This is a genomic window from Pelomonas sp. BJYL3, assembly GCF_027257975.1.
In the GTDB taxonomy this organism is placed as follows: Bacteria; Pseudomonadota; Gammaproteobacteria; order Burkholderiales; family Burkholderiaceae_C; genus Roseateles_B; species Roseateles_B flavus.
This window is the reverse complement of the sequence record NZ_JANZKX010000002.1, coordinates 506,989-522,259: the sequence shown is the minus strand read 5'-3', so window position 1 is coordinate 522,259 and position 15,271 is coordinate 506,989. Positions and strand designations below refer to the sequence as shown.

General features: G+C 69.6%; 14 protein-coding genes. 5 read left to right on the top strand and 9 right to left on the bottom strand.

Going from position 1 to position 15,271, the window contains the following annotated elements:
- Window positions 1-117: 117 nt before the first annotated feature.
- Window positions 118-1,155: an aminoglycoside phosphotransferase family protein gene (locus tag O9Y01_RS07960; RefSeq protein WP_269631004.1), complete on the top strand. Its 1,038-nt coding sequence runs from the start codon at window positions 118-120 to the stop codon at window positions 1,153-1,155.
- A gap of 18 nt (window positions 1,156-1,173) precedes the next feature.
- On the opposite strand, the gene O9Y01_RS07955 is transcribed toward O9Y01_RS07960, so the two are convergent.
- The 7 genes from O9Y01_RS07955 to argS form a co-directional block, all read right to left on the bottom strand.
- Window positions 1,174-2,121 carry a LysR family transcriptional regulator gene (locus O9Y01_RS07955; protein ID WP_269631003.1) on the bottom strand — a complete coding sequence of 316 codons (948 nt, stop codon included), beginning with the start codon at window positions 2,119-2,121 and terminating at the stop codon, window positions 1,174-1,176.
- A 57-nt stretch (window positions 2,122-2,178) separates the two neighbouring features.
- The gene (locus tag O9Y01_RS07950) at window positions 2,179-3,681 is read right to left on the bottom strand and encodes an RNA polymerase factor sigma-54 (RefSeq protein ID WP_269631002.1); all 1,503 of its coding nucleotides are present in this window, start codon (window positions 3,679-3,681) and stop codon (window positions 2,179-2,181) included.
- Window positions 3,682-3,693: 12 nt separating this feature from the next.
- Window positions 3,694-4,467 (bottom strand): LPS export ABC transporter ATP-binding protein, encoded by a 774-nt coding sequence (gene lptB, locus O9Y01_RS07945; protein WP_269631001.1) that lies wholly within the window; start codon window positions 4,465-4,467, stop codon window positions 3,694-3,696.
- Window positions 4,464-5,099, bottom strand: a complete 636-nt coding sequence (lptA, locus tag O9Y01_RS07940) for a lipopolysaccharide transport periplasmic protein LptA (protein ID WP_269631000.1) — start codon at window positions 5,097-5,099, stop codon at window positions 4,464-4,466. The genes lptB and lptA overlap by 4 nt, the downstream gene beginning before the upstream one ends.
- 156 nt (window positions 5,100-5,255) lie before the next feature.
- On the bottom strand, window positions 5,256-5,921 hold the full coding sequence (locus O9Y01_RS07935) for a thiol:disulfide interchange protein DsbA/DsbL (protein WP_269630999.1): 666 nt from the start codon (window positions 5,919-5,921) through the stop codon (window positions 5,256-5,258).
- Window positions 5,922-5,969: 48 nt separating this feature from the next.
- Entirely contained in the window at window positions 5,970-6,635 is a 666-nt protein-coding gene (locus O9Y01_RS07930) for an SPOR domain-containing protein (protein WP_269630998.1), read from the bottom strand.
- Window positions 6,636-6,718: 83 nt separating this feature from the next.
- The gene (gene argS, locus O9Y01_RS07925; protein WP_269630997.1) at window positions 6,719-8,443 is read right to left on the bottom strand and encodes an arginine--tRNA ligase; all 1,725 of its coding nucleotides are present in this window, start codon (window positions 8,441-8,443) and stop codon (window positions 6,719-6,721) included.
- Window positions 8,444-8,583: 140 nt separating this feature from the next.
- Here argS and O9Y01_RS07920 point away from each other — a divergent pair, with 140 nt between their 5' ends.
- Entirely contained in the window at window positions 8,584-9,984 is a 1,401-nt protein-coding gene (locus O9Y01_RS07920; RefSeq protein WP_269630996.1) for a serine/threonine-protein kinase, read from the top strand.
- 146 nt (window positions 9,985-10,130) lie between these two features.
- Window positions 10,131-10,517 carry a hypothetical protein gene (locus tag O9Y01_RS07915; RefSeq protein WP_269630995.1) on the top strand — a complete coding sequence of 129 codons (387 nt, stop codon included), beginning with the start codon at window positions 10,131-10,133 and terminating at the stop codon, window positions 10,515-10,517.
- Window positions 10,518-10,586: 69 nt separating this feature from the next.
- Here the strand turns inward: O9Y01_RS07915 and O9Y01_RS07910 are convergent, their stop codons facing one another.
- A complete protein-coding gene (locus O9Y01_RS07910) occupies window positions 10,587-11,042 on the bottom strand; it encodes a DUF2214 family protein (protein WP_269630994.1) in 456 nt (151 codons plus the stop codon).
- 38 nt (window positions 11,043-11,080) lie between these two features.
- Window positions 11,081-12,016 carry a LysR family transcriptional regulator gene (locus O9Y01_RS07905; RefSeq protein ID WP_269630993.1) on the bottom strand — a complete coding sequence of 312 codons (936 nt, stop codon included), beginning with the start codon at window positions 12,014-12,016 and terminating at the stop codon, window positions 11,081-11,083.
- Between the two features lie 218 nt (window positions 12,017-12,234).
- On the opposite strand from O9Y01_RS07905, the gene O9Y01_RS07900 reads away from it, so the two are divergent.
- Complete coding sequence (locus O9Y01_RS07900; RefSeq protein WP_269630992.1) at window positions 12,235-12,924, top strand: haloacid dehalogenase type II; 690 nt, start codon at window positions 12,235-12,237, stop codon at window positions 12,922-12,924.
- 31 nt (window positions 12,925-12,955) lie between these two features.
- A complete protein-coding gene (locus O9Y01_RS07895) occupies window positions 12,956-15,145 on the top strand; it encodes a malate synthase G (protein ID WP_269630991.1) in 2,190 nt (729 codons plus the stop codon).
- The last annotated feature ends 126 nt before the right edge of the window (window positions 15,146-15,271 follow it).

The window sequence follows — 15,271 nt, the reverse complement described above, 5'->3', positions numbered from 1 at the left end:
TCATTATCCATGAGCCGGCCGACGCGCCCCCCTGCCATCAGGCAGGGATGGGAATGGCCGGCCCGCCTCCCCCTTCGACCGCGGCTCCGCCTGCGCCGCCCAGACCAGCCACCACCCATGTCCAACGTATCCTGGACCGATCCCGCCCGTGCCGAGGTCCTGCACCACTGGCTGCAAGGCCTGGACCCTGCCCTTGGCCTGCGCGCCGACACCCTGCGCCCGGCCAGCGAGGATGCCAGCACCCGCCGCTACCTGCGCCTGGACGCGGCCCAGGGCCCGCTCGTGCTGATGGACGCCCCGCCTGCCAGCAACGACCTGCGCCCCTTCCTGCAGGTGGGCGAGCAGCTGCGCCAGGCCGGCCTGCACGCGCCTCAGGTGCTGGCAAGCTCCACCGAGCTGGGCTTCATGCTGCTGGAAGACCTCGGGGACACGCCCTATCTGCAGGCCCTGCTGCAGGCCGAGCCCAAGGAGGCCGACCGCCTGATGCGCGCCGCCATCGGCGCCCTGGTGCAGTGGCAGTCGCGGGCCGACGCGAGCAGCCTGCCCGCCTACGACGAGGCCTTCGTGCGCCGCGAGCTGCAGATCTTCGTCGACTGGTGCGTGCAGAAGGAACACGGCCGCCAATGGTCCGAACAGCAGCAGGCCTGGTGGGAAATGAGCTGCAAGGCCCTGGTGCGCAACATGCTGGACCAGCCCATGGTCGCCATGCACCGCGACTACATGGTGCGCAACCTGATGGTCTGCGAGCCCCTGCCCGGCATCCTGGACTTCCAGGACATGGTGCGCGGCCCGACCTGCTATGACATCGCCTCCCTGCTGCGTGACGCCTTCATCTCCTGGGACGAGGAGCGCGAGCTGGACTGGGCCATCCGCTACTGGGAGCAGGCGCGGCGGGCCGGCATTCCCATTGGCGACGACTTCGGCGAGGTCTGGCGCCGCATCGAGTGGTGCGGGCTGCAGCGCCACCTGAAGATCCTGGGCATCTTCTGCCGCCTCAAGCACCGCGACGGCAAGCCCCGCTATGCCGAGGACCTGCCCCGCCTCTTCGCCTATGCGATCAAGGTCAGCACGCGCTACGTGGAGCTGTCCCCGCTGACGCACCTGCTGCAGGACCTGCGCGGCAGCCTGGTCCAGGACGGCTTCAGCCTGCGCTGAGCGCCCCGACGCCCCGGCTCAGCGGGTCGCGCAGCCGGCGGCCTCCAGCCAGGGGTCGTGGTCCTGGCCGCCGAAGATGCTGACCAGGAAGTCGAGGAAGACCCGCGTGCGCGCCGGCAGGAACTTGCGCGAAGGCATGGCGGCCCAGAGGTCGTAGCTCTGCATGTGCCACTGCGGCATCACGCGCTCCAGCGCATGCTCCAGCAGCGCGTCCTCGATCATGAAGGACGGCAAGGCCGCGATGCCCAGGCCGTGCAGGGCAGCGGCGTAGTTGGTGTCGTTGTGGCCGGTGGTCAGCACGCCGCGGCGGCATTCGCCCTCGATGCGCTCCTCGGGCGCCTCGCGCCGCCCCCGCACGAAGACGATGCCGCGCTGCTGGATGGCCACGGGCGGCACCAACACGTCATGCTGCTGCAGCTCCACCGGATGCTGCGGCCGGCCGCGCCGCTGCAGGTATTCCGGCGCGGCGCAGAGGATGACCTCGGTGCGCGCCAGGCGCCGCGCCACGAAGTCGCCCTGCAGCGGCTCCTTGGTGCTGATGACGCTGATGTCGAAAGCCTCGTCGATCTGCGTCACCGGGCCCGGCGAATGCAGCTCCAGGGTCACGTGCGGGTACTGCTGGTGGAAGCGGGCCAGGTGCTTGGCCAGCTGGTGCACGGCGATAGCCGGCGGCACCAGCACCCGCACATGGCCTCGCGCCTCGTGCGTGGCGGACTGCACCAGGGCCTGGGCGTCCTCCAGCTCCATCAGCACGCGGCGGCAGCGCTCCAGGTAGGCCTCGCCCACCTCGGTGAGGGCCAGGCGGCGGGTGGTGCGGTTCAGGAGCCGTGCGCCCAGGTGCTCCTCGAGGTCGGCCACCAGGCGGGTCACCACGGCGGGGGCCAGGTCCAGGGCGCGGGCGGCGCCGGCGAAGCTGCCTTCGTCGATCACCCGCGCGAACACGCGCATCGCCTTGAGCTGGTCCATGGGCTGGGATCTCCGTGGCTCGACTGGGGTCAGGTCTTGCGCGCCAGGCCCGGAGGGTCAGGTCTTGCGCATATTGGCCGGCGCGATCTTGAGGGCCTCGCGGTACTTGGCCACCGTTCGGCGCGCCACCTGGATGCCCTGCTCCTCCAGCATGCTGGCCAGGGCGCTGTCGGACAGCGGCTTCTTCGGATCCTCGGCCGCCACGAACTGCTTGATCAGCGCCCGCACCGCCGTGCTGGAGGCGTTGCCGCCGGTCTCGGTGGCCAGACCGGAGCCGAAGAAATACTTCAGCTCGAAGGTGCCCCAGGGCGTGGCCATGTACTTGGCCGTGGTCACGCGGGAGATGGTGGACTCGTGCAGGCTGAGCTCGTCGGCGATCTCGCGCAGCACCAGGGGCTTCATCGCCAGCTCGCCGTGGGTGAAGAAGCCCTTCTGGCGTTCAACGATGGCCTCGGACACCCGCAGGATGGTGTCGAAGCGCTGCTGGATGTTCTTGATGAACCAGCGCGCCTCCTGCAGCTGGCCGCCCAGCGGCGAGTTGGTCACGCCGCCGCGGGTCTGGCGCAGGGCCTGGGCGTAGAGCTCGTTGATGCGCAGCTTGGGCGCCACTTCCGGGTTGATCATCACCCGGAAGCCGCGGCCGGACTTCTGCACGATGACATCGGGGATCACCGCCTGCGCCACATTGCGCACGAAGGGGCGGCCGGGCTTGGGTTCCAGGCGGGCGATCAGGGCCTGGGCCTCGCGCAGCAGGGGCTCGTCGGCGCCAGTCAGCGAGCCCAGGCGGCGCAGGTCGCGCCTGGCCAGCAGGTCCAGGTGCTGCTTGCAGATCAGGATGGCCACGGCCTGCACCTGGCTGCGCGGCTGCGCGCGCAGCTGCAGCACCAGGCATTCGGAGAGGTCACGCGCGCCCACGCCGGAGGGCTCCAGGCTCTGCAGCCACTTGAGCGCGCAGCGCAGGCGGTCCAGCAGCTCTTCCTGCACCGCAGGGTCGCCCTCGGGGTTGAGGCTGGTGGCGATCTCCTCCAGCGGATCCTCGAGATAGCCGTCCTCGTTGAGAGACTCGATCAGCACCAGCAGGGCCGCGCGGTCCTCGTCGCAGAGGCTCATGCCGGCCATCTGCGCCTGCAGATGCTCCTGCAGGCTGATGGTGCCGGCGTCGGTGTCCGAGCGCTCGTCGCCGTCGTCGCTGGGCGCCGCATTGCCGCTGGGCAGCTCGCGGATGCCGTCGAAGTCGTCGCCCTCGGTGCCGTTCTCCCAGTCCTCGCGCTCGGTGGTGCCGAAGTCCTCGGCCCGCATCTCGCCCAGGGCCTCGCCGCCTTCGTCGCCGCCGCTGCCTTCATCGCCGCCCGTGCTGGCGGGCGCCTGCAGCTCGGCACGGGCCGGCTCCTGGCGGGTCTCGAACTCTTCCTCGGTCTCCAGCAGGGGGTTCTGGGCCAGCATCTGCTCGACCTCCTGGTTCAGCTCCAGGGTCGACAGCTGCAGCAGCCGGATGCTCTGCTGCAGCTGCGGCGTCAGCGAGAGATGCTGGGATAGGCGGACCTGCAGAGAGGGCTTCATCGCGGGCCGCCCTTACATGCGGAAGTGTTCGCCCAGGTAGACCTTGCGGACCTCGGGGTTCTGCACGATCTCGTCCGGCTGCCCCTCGGCCAGCACGCGGCCCTCGCTGATGATGTAGGCGCGATCGCAGATGCCCAGAGTCTCTCGCACGTTGTGGTCGGTGATCAGCACCCCGATGCCGCGCGCCTTGAGGAAGCCGATGATGCGCTGGATCTCCAGCACGGCGATCGGGTCCACGCCCGCGAAGGGCTCGTCCAGCAGGATGAAGCGGGGCTGGGTGGCCAGGGCGCGGGCGATCTCCACGCGGCGGCGCTCGCCGCCGGAGAGGGCCGGCGCCGGGCTGTCGCGCAGCTTCTCGATGCTGAGATCGGCCAGCAGGCTCTCCAGCAGCTCGCGCACCCGGGTCTCGGGCCAGGGCTTGCCGTGCTCGTCCTGCTGCAGCTCCAGCACGGCGCGGATGTTCTCCTCGACGCTGAGCTTGCGGAAGATCGAAGCCTCCTGCGGGAGATAGCTCAGGCCCAGGCGCGAGCGCTGGTGGATGGGCAGGCGCTGGACCGGCTGGCCGTCGATGCGGATCTCGCCGGCATCGGCGCGCACCAGGCCCACGATCATGTAGAAGCTGGTGGTCTTGCCGGCACCGTTGGGCCCCAGCAGGCCCACGACCTCACCGCTGTTGACGGCCAGATGCACGTCCTTGACCACCTTGCGCACGCCGTAGCTCTTCTGCAGGCCTTCGGCCTCCAGGCGGCTGGGCGGCCCGGCTTCGAGGGCGGGGCGCTGGTTCATGGCGTCTTGCGCAGCGGCTGCAGGCCCGGGCTGGGCTGCAGTTGCAGGGACGGCGTCGAGGCCGCGGGGGCCGGCGCGGAGGCGCTGCCGCGGGGGCTCATCACCAGGCGGACGCGGCCGTTGGGCTGCAGGGCGCCCTGGCCGCCTTCCACGCCGAAGACCTCGGTGCGGTTGTCATAGACGATGACGGCGCCGCTGACCTCGTCAGCCACCACGCTGCCGCGCATGCGGCGCACCACGGCGTTGCCGATGAAGCGGACGGTGTCGGAGCGCCCGTCGTACTCCAGCTGGTCGGCATAGCCCTGGATGGACTCCCCGGCCACGTCGCGGTCCTGCCGGAAATTGACCGGCTTGCCCGCCTCGCCCTGGGCATAGGCGAGGTAGTAGCCGTCCGCGCCCTCCTGGATGTCCATGCGCTCGGCCTTGAGCAGCATGCTGCCGCGGCTGAGGACGACATTGCCATTCCATTCGGTGCGCTGGCGCGCCACGTCCAGGCGACCGCCCTTGTCGGCACTGATGCTCAGCGGCTTGTTGGCATCGTCCCGGGCCGCATGGGCCGGGGTCGTGCCGATCAGGCCCGTCGACAGGGACAGGCACAGCAGGGCGGAGGCTCGCAAGCCGGTGGCAGTCATACAGCGCTCGGACGAAAGTTCAGGGATGGCGCGCCCCGGCAGCCTGGGCGCCCGAGGGCGCACAAGGCAAGGCACGGTTCTTGCAGACCATTCTGCCACGAGGCGGCCCATGCCAGCCCCCGCGGCCGGGGGCTAGGCGCGACGCCCTGCAGCGGCTCAGGCGCCCTGGCGGGCGCGCTTGATCAGGAAGTCCACCACGGCCAGGGCACGCAGCCCGCTCTGCTCTTCGTCGATGCGCATGCCCACGCTGGCCATGGCCGGCGAGGTCAGGAAGCGGCCGGCCACGCCCACCGCCGGCACGCCCTCGATGCGGAAGCCTTCGGCCAGCTTGTCGGCCTGGCCGCACTTGTTGTTGACGCCGAAGGAGCCGAAGGTGTCCTTGAACTTGGCCGCGTCGATGCCCTGCTTGGCCAGGAAGGCGGCCATGGCGTCCAGCTCGTCCAGGCGCTGGCCCTGCCGGTGGATGGCGTCGAAGATCTTGCCGCGGACTTCCGCCTCCTTGCCCATCACCTCGAGCGCGAAGTAGGTGCGCTGGTGCACCCGCATATTGGGGCGGAACAGCACATGGACCTTGCGCAGGCTCACGTCGGCCGGCAGCTGGCCGGTCCAGGCCGCCAGGGCGGGCTCGAAGACGTAGCAGTGCGGGCAGCCGTACCAGAAGAACTCCACCACCTCGATCTTGCCGGCGGTGGTGGGCAGGGGCTGCTGCAGCTTCTGGTAGTGGCGGCCCTCGACCGGGCCGCCCTGGGCCTGGGCGATCAGAGGCAGGTTCAGGGCTGCCAGGCTGGCAGCGGCGGCGAAATCACGGCGGTTGATGCTCACGGCATTCTCCTGGGATCGGGGGGACGGAAGGGGGCGCGGGCGGCCGGCTCAGCGCGCGACACGGGCCAGGTTGGCCTCGAAGCCGGCGGCCTCGGCCTTGCCGCGCTGGGCCTCGGCTTCGTCACGGTTGTCGATCGGGCCGATGCGAACGCGGTAGACCGTGCGACCCGACTGTTCCTTCTCGTAGACCTTGGACTGGAAGCCGGCCATGGCCAGCTTGGCGCGCTGCGCCTCGGCATCTTCGGGCTTCAGGAAGGCACCGGCCTGCACGAAGTACAGGCTGCCTGCATCCGCGGCGGCCTTCTCGGCCGTCTTTTCGGCGACCTTCTCCATGACCTTGTCGGCGGTCTTGTCGGTCACTTTGTCGGTGGGCTTTTCCGTGGGCTTTTCCGCTGGCTTGTCGGCCGGCTTGTCCACGGGCCGGGCCACTTCCTGCGGCGCGGGGGCGGAGGCGGGCACGGCCGGGCTCAGCACGCCGCTGGCGCTGCGGGCGGCCTTGCCGGCCAGGGGGGCGTTGGGGTCCCAGTTCTTGTTGCGGGCCGCTTCCTCGGCGTCCTGCTCGGCCGTGCGCTGCGGCACCTTGTTGACGAAGGGGATGGGCACCTTGGTGATGTAGAGCGCCACGCCCAGCGCGATCGCCAGACCCAGCAGCAGGCCCACGATCAGCCCCAGGACAAATCCACCGCGCTGCTTGCCAGCTTCAGCCTTGCTCATGCCATCTCCATGCTCGCGGCCCCACCCGGGGCCGACCCTTCAACGCGGCGGATTCTAGGTCCGCCGACTGGTCCGGAAAGACTTCAGGCCAGCGCCTCGCGTGCCATGACTTCCGGCGCGCTGACGCCCAGCACCGCCAGGGCGTTGCGGATCACCTGACGGGTGGCCGCCAGCAGGGCCACGCGGGCACGGGTCAGCTCGGGGGCCTGGTCCAGCACGCGCTCGGCGGCGTAGTAGCTGTGGTAGGCGCCGGAGAGGTCGCGCAGGTAGAAGGCCACGTCGTGCGGGGCCAGGTCTTGCGCGGCGCTGCTGAGCATGCGGGGGTAGTCCGCCAGCTTGAGCATCAGCGCGGCCTCGGTGGGTGCCGTCAGCAGGCTGAGGTCGGCACCGGCCAGGCCGGCTTCATCACCGCCCTGCTCGGCCCACTTGCGGATCACCGAGCAGATGCGCGCATGGGCGTACTGCACGTAGAACACGGGGTTCTCGTCGTTCTGCTTCAGGGCCAGGTCCACGTCGAAGGTGAACTCGGTGTCGGCCTTGCGGCTGATCAGGAAGAAGCGCACGGCGTCGCGGCTGGTCCAGTCGATCAGGTCGCGCAGCGTCACGTAGGAGCCGGCGCGCTTGGAGATCTTGACCTCCTCGCCGTTCCTCATGACCGTGACCATCTTGTGCAGGATGTAGTCCGGGAAGCCCTGCGGAATGCCCAGGTTCTGCGCCTGCAGGCCGCCGCGCACGCGGGCGATGGTGCCGTGGTGGTCGGTGCCCTGGATGTTGATGCACTGGGTGTAGCCGCGCCCGAACTTGTTGACGTGGTAGGCCACGTCCGGCACGAAATAGGTGAAGCCGCCCTCGCGCTTGCGCATCACCCGGTCCTGGTCGTCGCCATAGTCCGTCGAGCGGAACCACAGTGCGCCGTCCTTCTCGTAGGTCTTGCCACTGTCGATCATGCGCTGCACCGCGGCTTCGAGCTGGCCGTTGGCATAGACGCTGGACTCAAGGAAGTAGTTGTCGAACTTGAGGCCGAAGGCCTGCAGGTCCAGATCCTGCTCGTGACGCAGATAGGCCACGGCGAACTGGCGAATGCCGTCGAGGTCCTCGACATCGCCCGAGGCGGTGAACTCACGGTCATCGGCCTTGACCGTTTCCTTGCGCAGGAAGGCGTCGGCGATGTCCTGGATGTAGTCGCCGTTGTAGAACTTCTTGCTGTCGGGGTGGTCGGGATCGGTGGGCCAGCAGGCGTCGCCCGGCTTGAAGCCCTTGAGCCGCAACTGCGTGGAGTGGGCCAGCGTGGCGATCTGCACGCCAGCGTCGTTGTAGTAGAACTCCCGGGTCACATCGTGGCCCTGGGTCTTGAGCAGCGAGCAGATCGCATCACCCAGCGCGGCCTGGCGGGCATGGCCCACGTGCAGCGGGCCGGTCGGGTTGGCCGAGACGAACTCGATCATCACGTGCTTGCTGGTGGCCGGACGGTCGCCGAAATGGCTGCCTGCGCCCAGCACCTCGGCGACGACCGCCTGCTTGGCGGCATCCTTCAGGCGGATGTTGATGAAGCCGGGGCCGGCAATCTCCATGCCCTCGACCCATCGCTGGAAGGCCGGCTTGGCCTGCAGGGCCTCGATCAGGGCCTGGGCCAGCTCGCGCGGGTTCTTCTTGAGCGGGCGGGCCAGCTGCATGGCGGCCGTGCAGGCGTAGTCGCCATGGCTGGCCTGCTTGGGCGATTCGAAGGCCGGGGCCAGGGTGGCCTCGGGGCTGAGGGAGTGGATGGCCTCGCCCAGGGCGGCGAGCAGTTCCTGCTTGGCTTGGATCATGGGCGCGATTCTACGAAACCCCCCGCCCCGCGCCCGGGCCCTGGCGCATGTGCCATCGCGGAACAGCTGTTGCCCGCGGCTGTTACTGCCTGTTCATGGTCTTGCCTCGCCTGGGGGCCTGGGGCAGGATACGAGCCGCCATGAGCCTTGACTCCCGCACACTCGCCAGTTCCGTGCCGTCCGCCGGCTCCGACGCCCTGGGCCCCATCTCCGCCCGCGACCTCCCCGCCTATATCGGCAAGTACAAGGTCCTGCGCCAGCTGGGCGAGGGCGCCACGAGCGATGTCTTCCTGGCCCTGGACGAATTCCGCGATCAGGAAGTGGCCATCAAGCGCCAGCGCGCCTGGGCCAGCCAGCAGCGGGAGTCCGCGGATGGGCAGATCAGCTGGCGCTTCTTCGCCGCCGAGGCCGCGCTGGCCGGGCGGCTGCAGCACCCCAACGTGGTCCAGATCCTGGACGCCGTGCCCGACGCCGACGCGCCCTTCCTGGTGATGGAGTACGTGCCGGGCGTCACCCTCAAGAGCTTCTGCCGCAGCGACCGCCTCCTGCCCCTGGACCAGATCGTGGAGCTGGGCTTCAAGTGCGCGATGGCGCTGGGCTATGTGTTCCGCCAGGGCGTGATCCACCGCGACGTCAAGCCCGCCAATCTCCTGGCCGTGCTGGACGCTCAAGGCCAGGTGACCGATGTCAAGGTCAGCGACTTCGGCAGTGCCCTGAACCTCAACGCCGACCAGACCCAGATCCACCGCGTGGGCTCCCTGGCCTATATGCCGCCGGAGCAGATCGAGGGCGGTGACGTCGGCTGCCAGGCCGACATCTACGCCCTGGGCGCCGTGCTCTACCACCTGGTCGCCGGCCGCCCGCCCTTCGACGCGCCCAACCAGATGGCGCTGATGCACCAGATCTACCACCAGGCCCCCCAGCCCCTGACCGACCTGCGCGGCGGGGTCACGGCCGAGCTGGACGCCGTCATCCAGAAGGCCCTGGCCAAGCACCCCGCCGAGCGCTTCCCGGACTGGGACAGCTTCGCCACCGCCCTGTCCGAGCTGGTGGCCAAGCAGCTGGTGCCGCTGGCACGGCTGTACGAGGTCAAGGACTCCGAGCGCTTCAACCTCGCGCGCGGCCTGGAGTTCTTCGCCGGCTTCGGAGACGTGGAGCTGTGGGAGGTGGTGCACCGCGCCAAGTGGCGGCGCTACCCGGAAGGGCATGCGCTGTACAAGAAGGGCCAGGAGGGCAACAGCTTCCACATCATCGCCGCGGGCGAGGTGGAGGTCTTCCGGGACGGCCAGCAGGTCGCGACCCTGGGCACCGGCACCTCGGTGGGCGAGATGGCCTACCTGGCGCCCAACCCCGAACTGCGCCGTCACAGCACCGACATCCGCGTGACCGAGGTCTGCACGACGATCTCCTTCACCCCCGAGTCCCTGGCCCTGCTGAGCCCGGAGTGCCAGCACCGCTTCGACCGGGCCTTCATCCAGGTTCTCGTGCGGCGCCTGCATGCCGCGCACGAGGCCATGGCCCATCCACGGCGCATTCTCTGAAGGCGGTCAACCGCCGGGCCGCCCCGCGCATTGAGTCCCCAAGGCATCACCAGGCAAGACCTGACCCCGTTGCCACCGCAGTTCCCCGCAGTTCCCCGCAGTACGCAGTGCTGTACCCGTAGTCCACCATCAAAGGCAGTTCCACCATGAAGAAGTCCCTCTCCCTCCTGGCCCTGAGCTTCGTGCTGGGTGCCGTCCACCTCAGCGCCCATGCCGGCTGTGACGAGCAGGCCGCCGAGAAGAAGCTGGCCGGCGCGGCCAAGACCAGCTTCCTGAAGAAGTGCAATGCCGACGCCGGCGCCGCCAACGGCTGCGACGCCAAGGCCGCCGAGAAGAAGCTCGCTGGTGCCGCCAAGAACAGCTTCCTGAAGAAGTGCAATGCCGATGCCGCCGGTGGCGCCGCCCCGGCCGCCGCCGAGGCCAAGCCCGATCCGGCCGTCGCCTGCGAGGCCAAGGCCGCAGAGAAGAAGCTGGCGGGCGCTGCCAAGAACAGCTTCGTCAAGAAGTGCGCGGCGGACGCCGCCAAGGGCTGAACCCCGTTCGTTCCCCTGAAAGCCAAAGGCCCGCTGCAGGCGGGCCTTTGCTCGTGGAACCGCGCGTGCTCAGCGTGTCAGCATGCCCCTCGCCAGCAGGGCCCCGAGGATGGGGAAGACCAGGATCAGGTGCGCCTGGATCATCACCAGGCGGCGCGTGGCGGCGATCTCGGCGGCCTCGGGCAGGCGCCCATCGGCGGCCAGCTGCCGGCCCCAGCGGCGGAAGGTCAGCGTGGGCTTGATGGACATCAGGCCCACGACCACGAACAGCGTCAGCTTGGCATGCAGCAGCGGCTGGCCCCAGTACCAGGCCGAGCCCTTCATGCCCAGGAAGGCCCGCAGCAGGCCCGAGGCCAGCACCGCCATCGCGGCGATGCCGTAGATCAGGTCCACCCGCTGCAGGCGCTTCACCACCGCGGCATTGAGCCACTCGACGCGGCACAGCGCCGCCTCGCTGCTGATGAAGACCACCAGGGTCAGGATGGACAGCCAGTGAAAGATGGCCAGGCCGGTCTCAAGAAGCATCGACGCACTCCCCTGAATTGCGATGTCAGCCGAAAAATTCAGGCGGAGTGTGCCTCAGATGCGCGACCCTGGCGCTGCCAGTACTCCGCGCTGCCGTAGTGGTGTTTGAGGAAGTCGATCCACAGGCGCACCCGCAGCGGCAGGTGCTTGCGCTGGGGGATCAGCGCGTAGATGCCGTTGGCCGGCGCGGCGAAGTCGTCCAGCACCGAGACCAGGCGGCCCGCCGCCACGTCGGCCTCCACCTCCCAGGTGCTGCGCCAGGCCAGGCCCAGGCCGGCCAGGCACCAGTCGTGCAGCACCTGCCCGTCGCTGCAGTCCAGGCGGCCCACGGGGCGGATGTGCTGCAGCTGCCCGTCCACCGTGAAGGCCCAGCCGCGCGACTGGCTGGCATCGGAACTCAGCACCAGGCAGGCATGGCGGGACAGCTCGTCGGGATGCTGCGGGATGCCGGCGCGCTTCAGGTAGCCGGGCGCGCCCACGCAGAGGCGGCGGTTGTCGGCCAGGCGCATGCTGACCAGGCTGGAGTCCGCCAGGTCGCCCACGCGCACGGCGCAGTCGAAGCCCTCGTGCACGATGTCGACCACGCGGTCCGAGAGGTTCAGGGACAGGGACACGTCCGGGTGCTGCGCCAGGAAGTCCGGCACCAGGGGTGCCACGTGGCGGCGGCCGAAGCCGGCCGGCGCGGTGATGCGCAGATGGCCGCTGGCCTTGACGCCGCCCGCGCTGACGCTGGCCTCGGCATTGGCGAAGTCCACCAGCAGGCGCTGGCAGTCCTCCAGGAAGGCGGTGCCCTCGTGCGTCAGCGAGAGCCGCCGCGTGGTGCGCAGCAGCAGCTTGACGCCCAGACGCTCCTCCAGCGCGTCGATGCGCCGCCCCATCACCGCGGGCGCCACCCCTTCCGCCTGCGCGGCGGCGGTGAGGCTGCCCTTGGTCGCCACGGCGACAAAGGATTCGATCTGTTTGAGCCGGTCCATGCGCCGCATTCTGCGCTCGCCCACGGCCAATGATGGCAATGCATCAAAAAATGTTGGATTTACACCTATGCAAGGTTGCAATCCTCATTTCACTGAATGAAAAGAGATTTCTCGAAGCGGAATGAAGACCATAAAGGCCCGGATCTTTGCGTTTTGATCACGAATCTCCACGTGTGCAGCGCAGCAATCCAGGCCCTGTTTGGGCCTAAATTGGGCACATGACCCCGCCCACCCTCCGCGCCGTGCTCTTTGACGCCTATGGCACGCTCTTCGACGTGCACAGCGTCGCGCTGATGGCGGAGCAGCTCTTCGCCAGCCAGGGCCAGGCCCTGTCCCAGCGATGGCGGGACAAGCAGATCGAGTACAGCCGCCTGTGCTCCATGAGCGGCCAGTACCAGCCCTTCTGGGAACTCACCCGCGCTGCGCTGCGCCATGCCTGCCTGAGCCTCAGGCTGACGCTGACGGCGGCGGGCGAGGAGCGCCTGATGAACGAATACCGCCATCTCAGCGCCTTCCCCGAGAACCGCGAGGTGCTGCAGCAGCTGCAGGCCCGGGGCATCCGCGCCGGCATCCTCAGCAATGGCGACCCGGGCATGCTGCAGGTCGCCGTGCAGAGCGCCGGCCTTGCGCCCTGGCTGGACCCGGTGCTGAGCGTGCACGAGACCCGACGCTACAAGACCGACCCCGCCGCCTACGCCCTGGGGCCCGCCGCCCTGGGCCTGCCGGCGCGCGAGATCCTCTTCGTTTCCAGCAATGCCTGGGACGCCCTGGGCGCCACCTGGTACGGCTACACCACGCTGTGGGTCAACCGCCAGGGCCAGCCGCGCGAGCAGCTGGGCCCGCCGCCGCATCACGAGGCCAGCTCCCTGCGCGGGGTGCTGGCCCTCTTTCCCGACACCGTCTCCTGATTCCTCTTCTTTGCCTTCACGAGGTTTTGCCATGAACGCACGCACTTCCCTCCACCGCCTGCAGGTCGACAGCCGCCTGGCCGACTTCATCGACCAGGAGGTCCTGCCCGGCACCGGCGTGGACCGCGCCGCCTTCTGGGCCGGCTTCGACGCCCTCGTCCATGAGCTGGCCCCCAAGAATGCCGCCCTGCTGGCCGAGCGCGACCGCATCCAGGCCGCCATGGACGCGTGGCACCGCGCCCACCCCGGCCCCATCACCGACATGCCGGCCTACCAGGCCTTCCTGAAGGAGCTGGGCTACCTCGTGCCCGTGCCCGAGCAGGTGCAGGCCACCACCGCCAACGTCGACGCCGAGCTGGCCACCCAGGCCGGGCCGCAGCTGGTGGTGCCCATCCTCAACGCCCGCTATGCGCTGAACGCCGCGAACGCCCGCTGGGGCTCGCTCTATGACGCGCTCTATGGCACGGACGCCATCCCCGAGGCCGACGGCGCCGAGCGCGCCGGCGCCTACAACCCGGTGCGCGGCGCCAAGGTCATCGCCTTCGCCCGCCAGGTGCTGGACCAGGCCGCCCCGCTGGCCGGCGCCTCGCACCGTGACGCCACCGGCTACCGCGTCGAGAACGGCCGCCTGGTGGTGAGCCTCACCGGCGGCGCCAGCACCGGGCTGCAGGACGCCAGCCAGTTCGCCGGCTACCAGGGCGATGCCGGCGCGCCCAGCAGCGTGCTGCTGGTCCACCATGGCCTGCACCTGGACATCCAGATCGACCGCAGCACCGCCATCGGCAAGACCGACGCCGCCGGCATCGCCGACGTGGTGATGGAAGCCGCCCTGTCCACCATCCTGGACCTGGAAGATTCGGTCGCCGCGGTGGACGCCGAGGACAAGCTGCTGGCCTACCGCAACTGGCTGGGCATCCAGCGCGGCACGCTGACCGAGGAAGTCGCCAAGGGCGGCAAGACCTTCGTGCGCCGCCTCAACGCCGACCGCCGCTACACCGCGCCCACGGGTGGCGAGCTGGTGCTGCATGGCCGCTCGCTGATGTTCGTGCGCAATGTCGGCCACCTGATGACCAACCCGGCCATCCTGTGGGACGGCGGCAAGGAGATCCCCGAGGGCATCATGGACGCGGTCATCACCACCGCCATCGCCCTGCATGACCTGAAGCAGCTCTCGGGCAGCGGCCTGCGCAACTCGCGCCGCGGCTCCATCTACATCGTCAAGCCCAAGATGCACGGCCCGGCCGAGGTGGGCTTTGCCAACGAGCTCTTCGGCCGCGTGGAGCAGCTGCTGGGCCTGCCCGACAGCACCGTCAAGCTGGGCATCATGGACGAGGAGCGCCGCACCTCGGTCAACCTCAAGGCCTGCATCGCCGCGGCCGCCAGCCGCGTGGCCTTCATCAACACCGGCTTCCTGGACCGCACGGGCGACGAGATGCACACCGCCATGCTGGCCGGCCCCATGCTGCGCAAGGGTGACATGAAGACGAGCAGCTGGATCCAGGCCTACGAGCGCAGCAATGTGCTGGTCGGCCTGGCCTGCGGCCTGCGCGGCCGAGCCCAGATCGGCAAGGGCATGTGGGCCATGCCGGACCTGATGGCCGCCATGCTGGAGCAGAAGATCGCCCATCCCAAGGCCGGCGCCAACACCGCCTGGGTCCCGAGCCCCACCGCGGCCACCCTGCACGCCCTGCATTACCACCAGGTCAGCGTGGCCGCCGTGCAGCAGGAACTCGAGAAGACCGACGAAGCCGCCGAGCGCGCCGGCATCCTGGAGAAGCTGCTGACCATCCCCGTGGCCGCGCACCCGAACTGGAGCGCCGCCGAGCGCCAGCAGGAGCTGGACAACAACGTCCAGGGCATCCTGGGCTACGTGGTGCGCTGGGTCGACCAGGGCGTGGGCTGCTCCAAGGTGCCGGACATCCACAACGTCGGCCTGATGGAAGACCGCGCCACCCTGCGCATCTCCAGCCAGCACATCGCCAACTGGCTGCACCACGGCGTGGTGAGCGAGGCGCAGGTGCGCGAGACCTTCGCCCGCATGGCCACGGTGGTGGACCAGCAGAACGCCGGCGACCCCGCCTACAAGTCCCTGGCCGCCCACCCGCAGGGCGCCGCCTTCCAGGCCGCGCTGGACCTGGTCTTCAAGGGCAAGGAGCAGCCCAGCGGCTACACCGAGCCCCTGCTGCACGCCTGGCGTCTGAAGGTCAAGCAGCAGGGCTGACCCTCGCGTCGACACCCGCCCCCCAAAGGGGCCTGCCGGGGGCCTGCAACGCACACGCGCTGCAGGCCCTCTTTGCATGGAGGGCACCGAATGTCGCCCAGCCCCACGCAGCCCATCCCGGCCCGA

What these genes read in the sequence shown, in the direction of transcription:
- O9Y01_RS07960 (WP_269631004.1), top strand. Translation starts at nt 118, where the DNA reads ATGTCCAACGTATCCTGGACCGATCCCGCCCGTGCCGAGGTCCTGCAC.
- O9Y01_RS07955 (WP_269631003.1), bottom strand. Translation starts at nt 2,121, where the DNA reads ATGGACCAGCTCAAGGCGATGCGCGTGTTCGCGCGGGTGATCGACGAA.
- O9Y01_RS07950 (WP_269631002.1), bottom strand. Translation starts at nt 3,681, where the DNA reads ATGAAGCCCTCTCTGCAGGTCCGCCTATCCCAGCATCTCTCGCTGACG.
- lptB (WP_269631001.1), bottom strand. Translation starts at nt 4,467, where the DNA reads ATGAACCAGCGCCCCGCCCTCGAAGCCGGGCCGCCCAGCCGCCTGGAG.
- lptA (WP_269631000.1), bottom strand. Translation starts at nt 5,099, where the DNA reads ATGACTGCCACCGGCTTGCGAGCCTCCGCCCTGCTGTGCCTGTCCCTG.
- O9Y01_RS07930 (WP_269630998.1), bottom strand. Translation starts at nt 6,635, where the DNA reads ATGAGCAAGGCTGAAGCTGGCAAGCAGCGCGGTGGATTTGTCCTGGGG.
- argS (WP_269630997.1), bottom strand. Translation starts at nt 8,443, where the DNA reads ATGATCCAAGCCAAGCAGGAACTGCTCGCCGCCCTGGGCGAGGCCATC.
- O9Y01_RS07920 (WP_269630996.1), top strand. Translation starts at nt 8,584, where the DNA reads ATGAGCCTTGACTCCCGCACACTCGCCAGTTCCGTGCCGTCCGCCGGC.
- O9Y01_RS07915 (WP_269630995.1), top strand. Translation starts at nt 10,131, where the DNA reads ATGAAGAAGTCCCTCTCCCTCCTGGCCCTGAGCTTCGTGCTGGGTGCC.
- O9Y01_RS07910 (WP_269630994.1), bottom strand. Translation starts at nt 11,042, where the DNA reads ATGCTTCTTGAGACCGGCCTGGCCATCTTTCACTGGCTGTCCATCCTG.
- O9Y01_RS07905 (WP_269630993.1), bottom strand. Translation starts at nt 12,016, where the DNA reads ATGGACCGGCTCAAACAGATCGAATCCTTTGTCGCCGTGGCGACCAAG.
- O9Y01_RS07900 (WP_269630992.1), top strand. Translation starts at nt 12,235, where the DNA reads ATGACCCCGCCCACCCTCCGCGCCGTGCTCTTTGACGCCTATGGCACG.
- O9Y01_RS07895 (WP_269630991.1), top strand. Translation starts at nt 12,956, where the DNA reads ATGAACGCACGCACTTCCCTCCACCGCCTGCAGGTCGACAGCCGCCTG.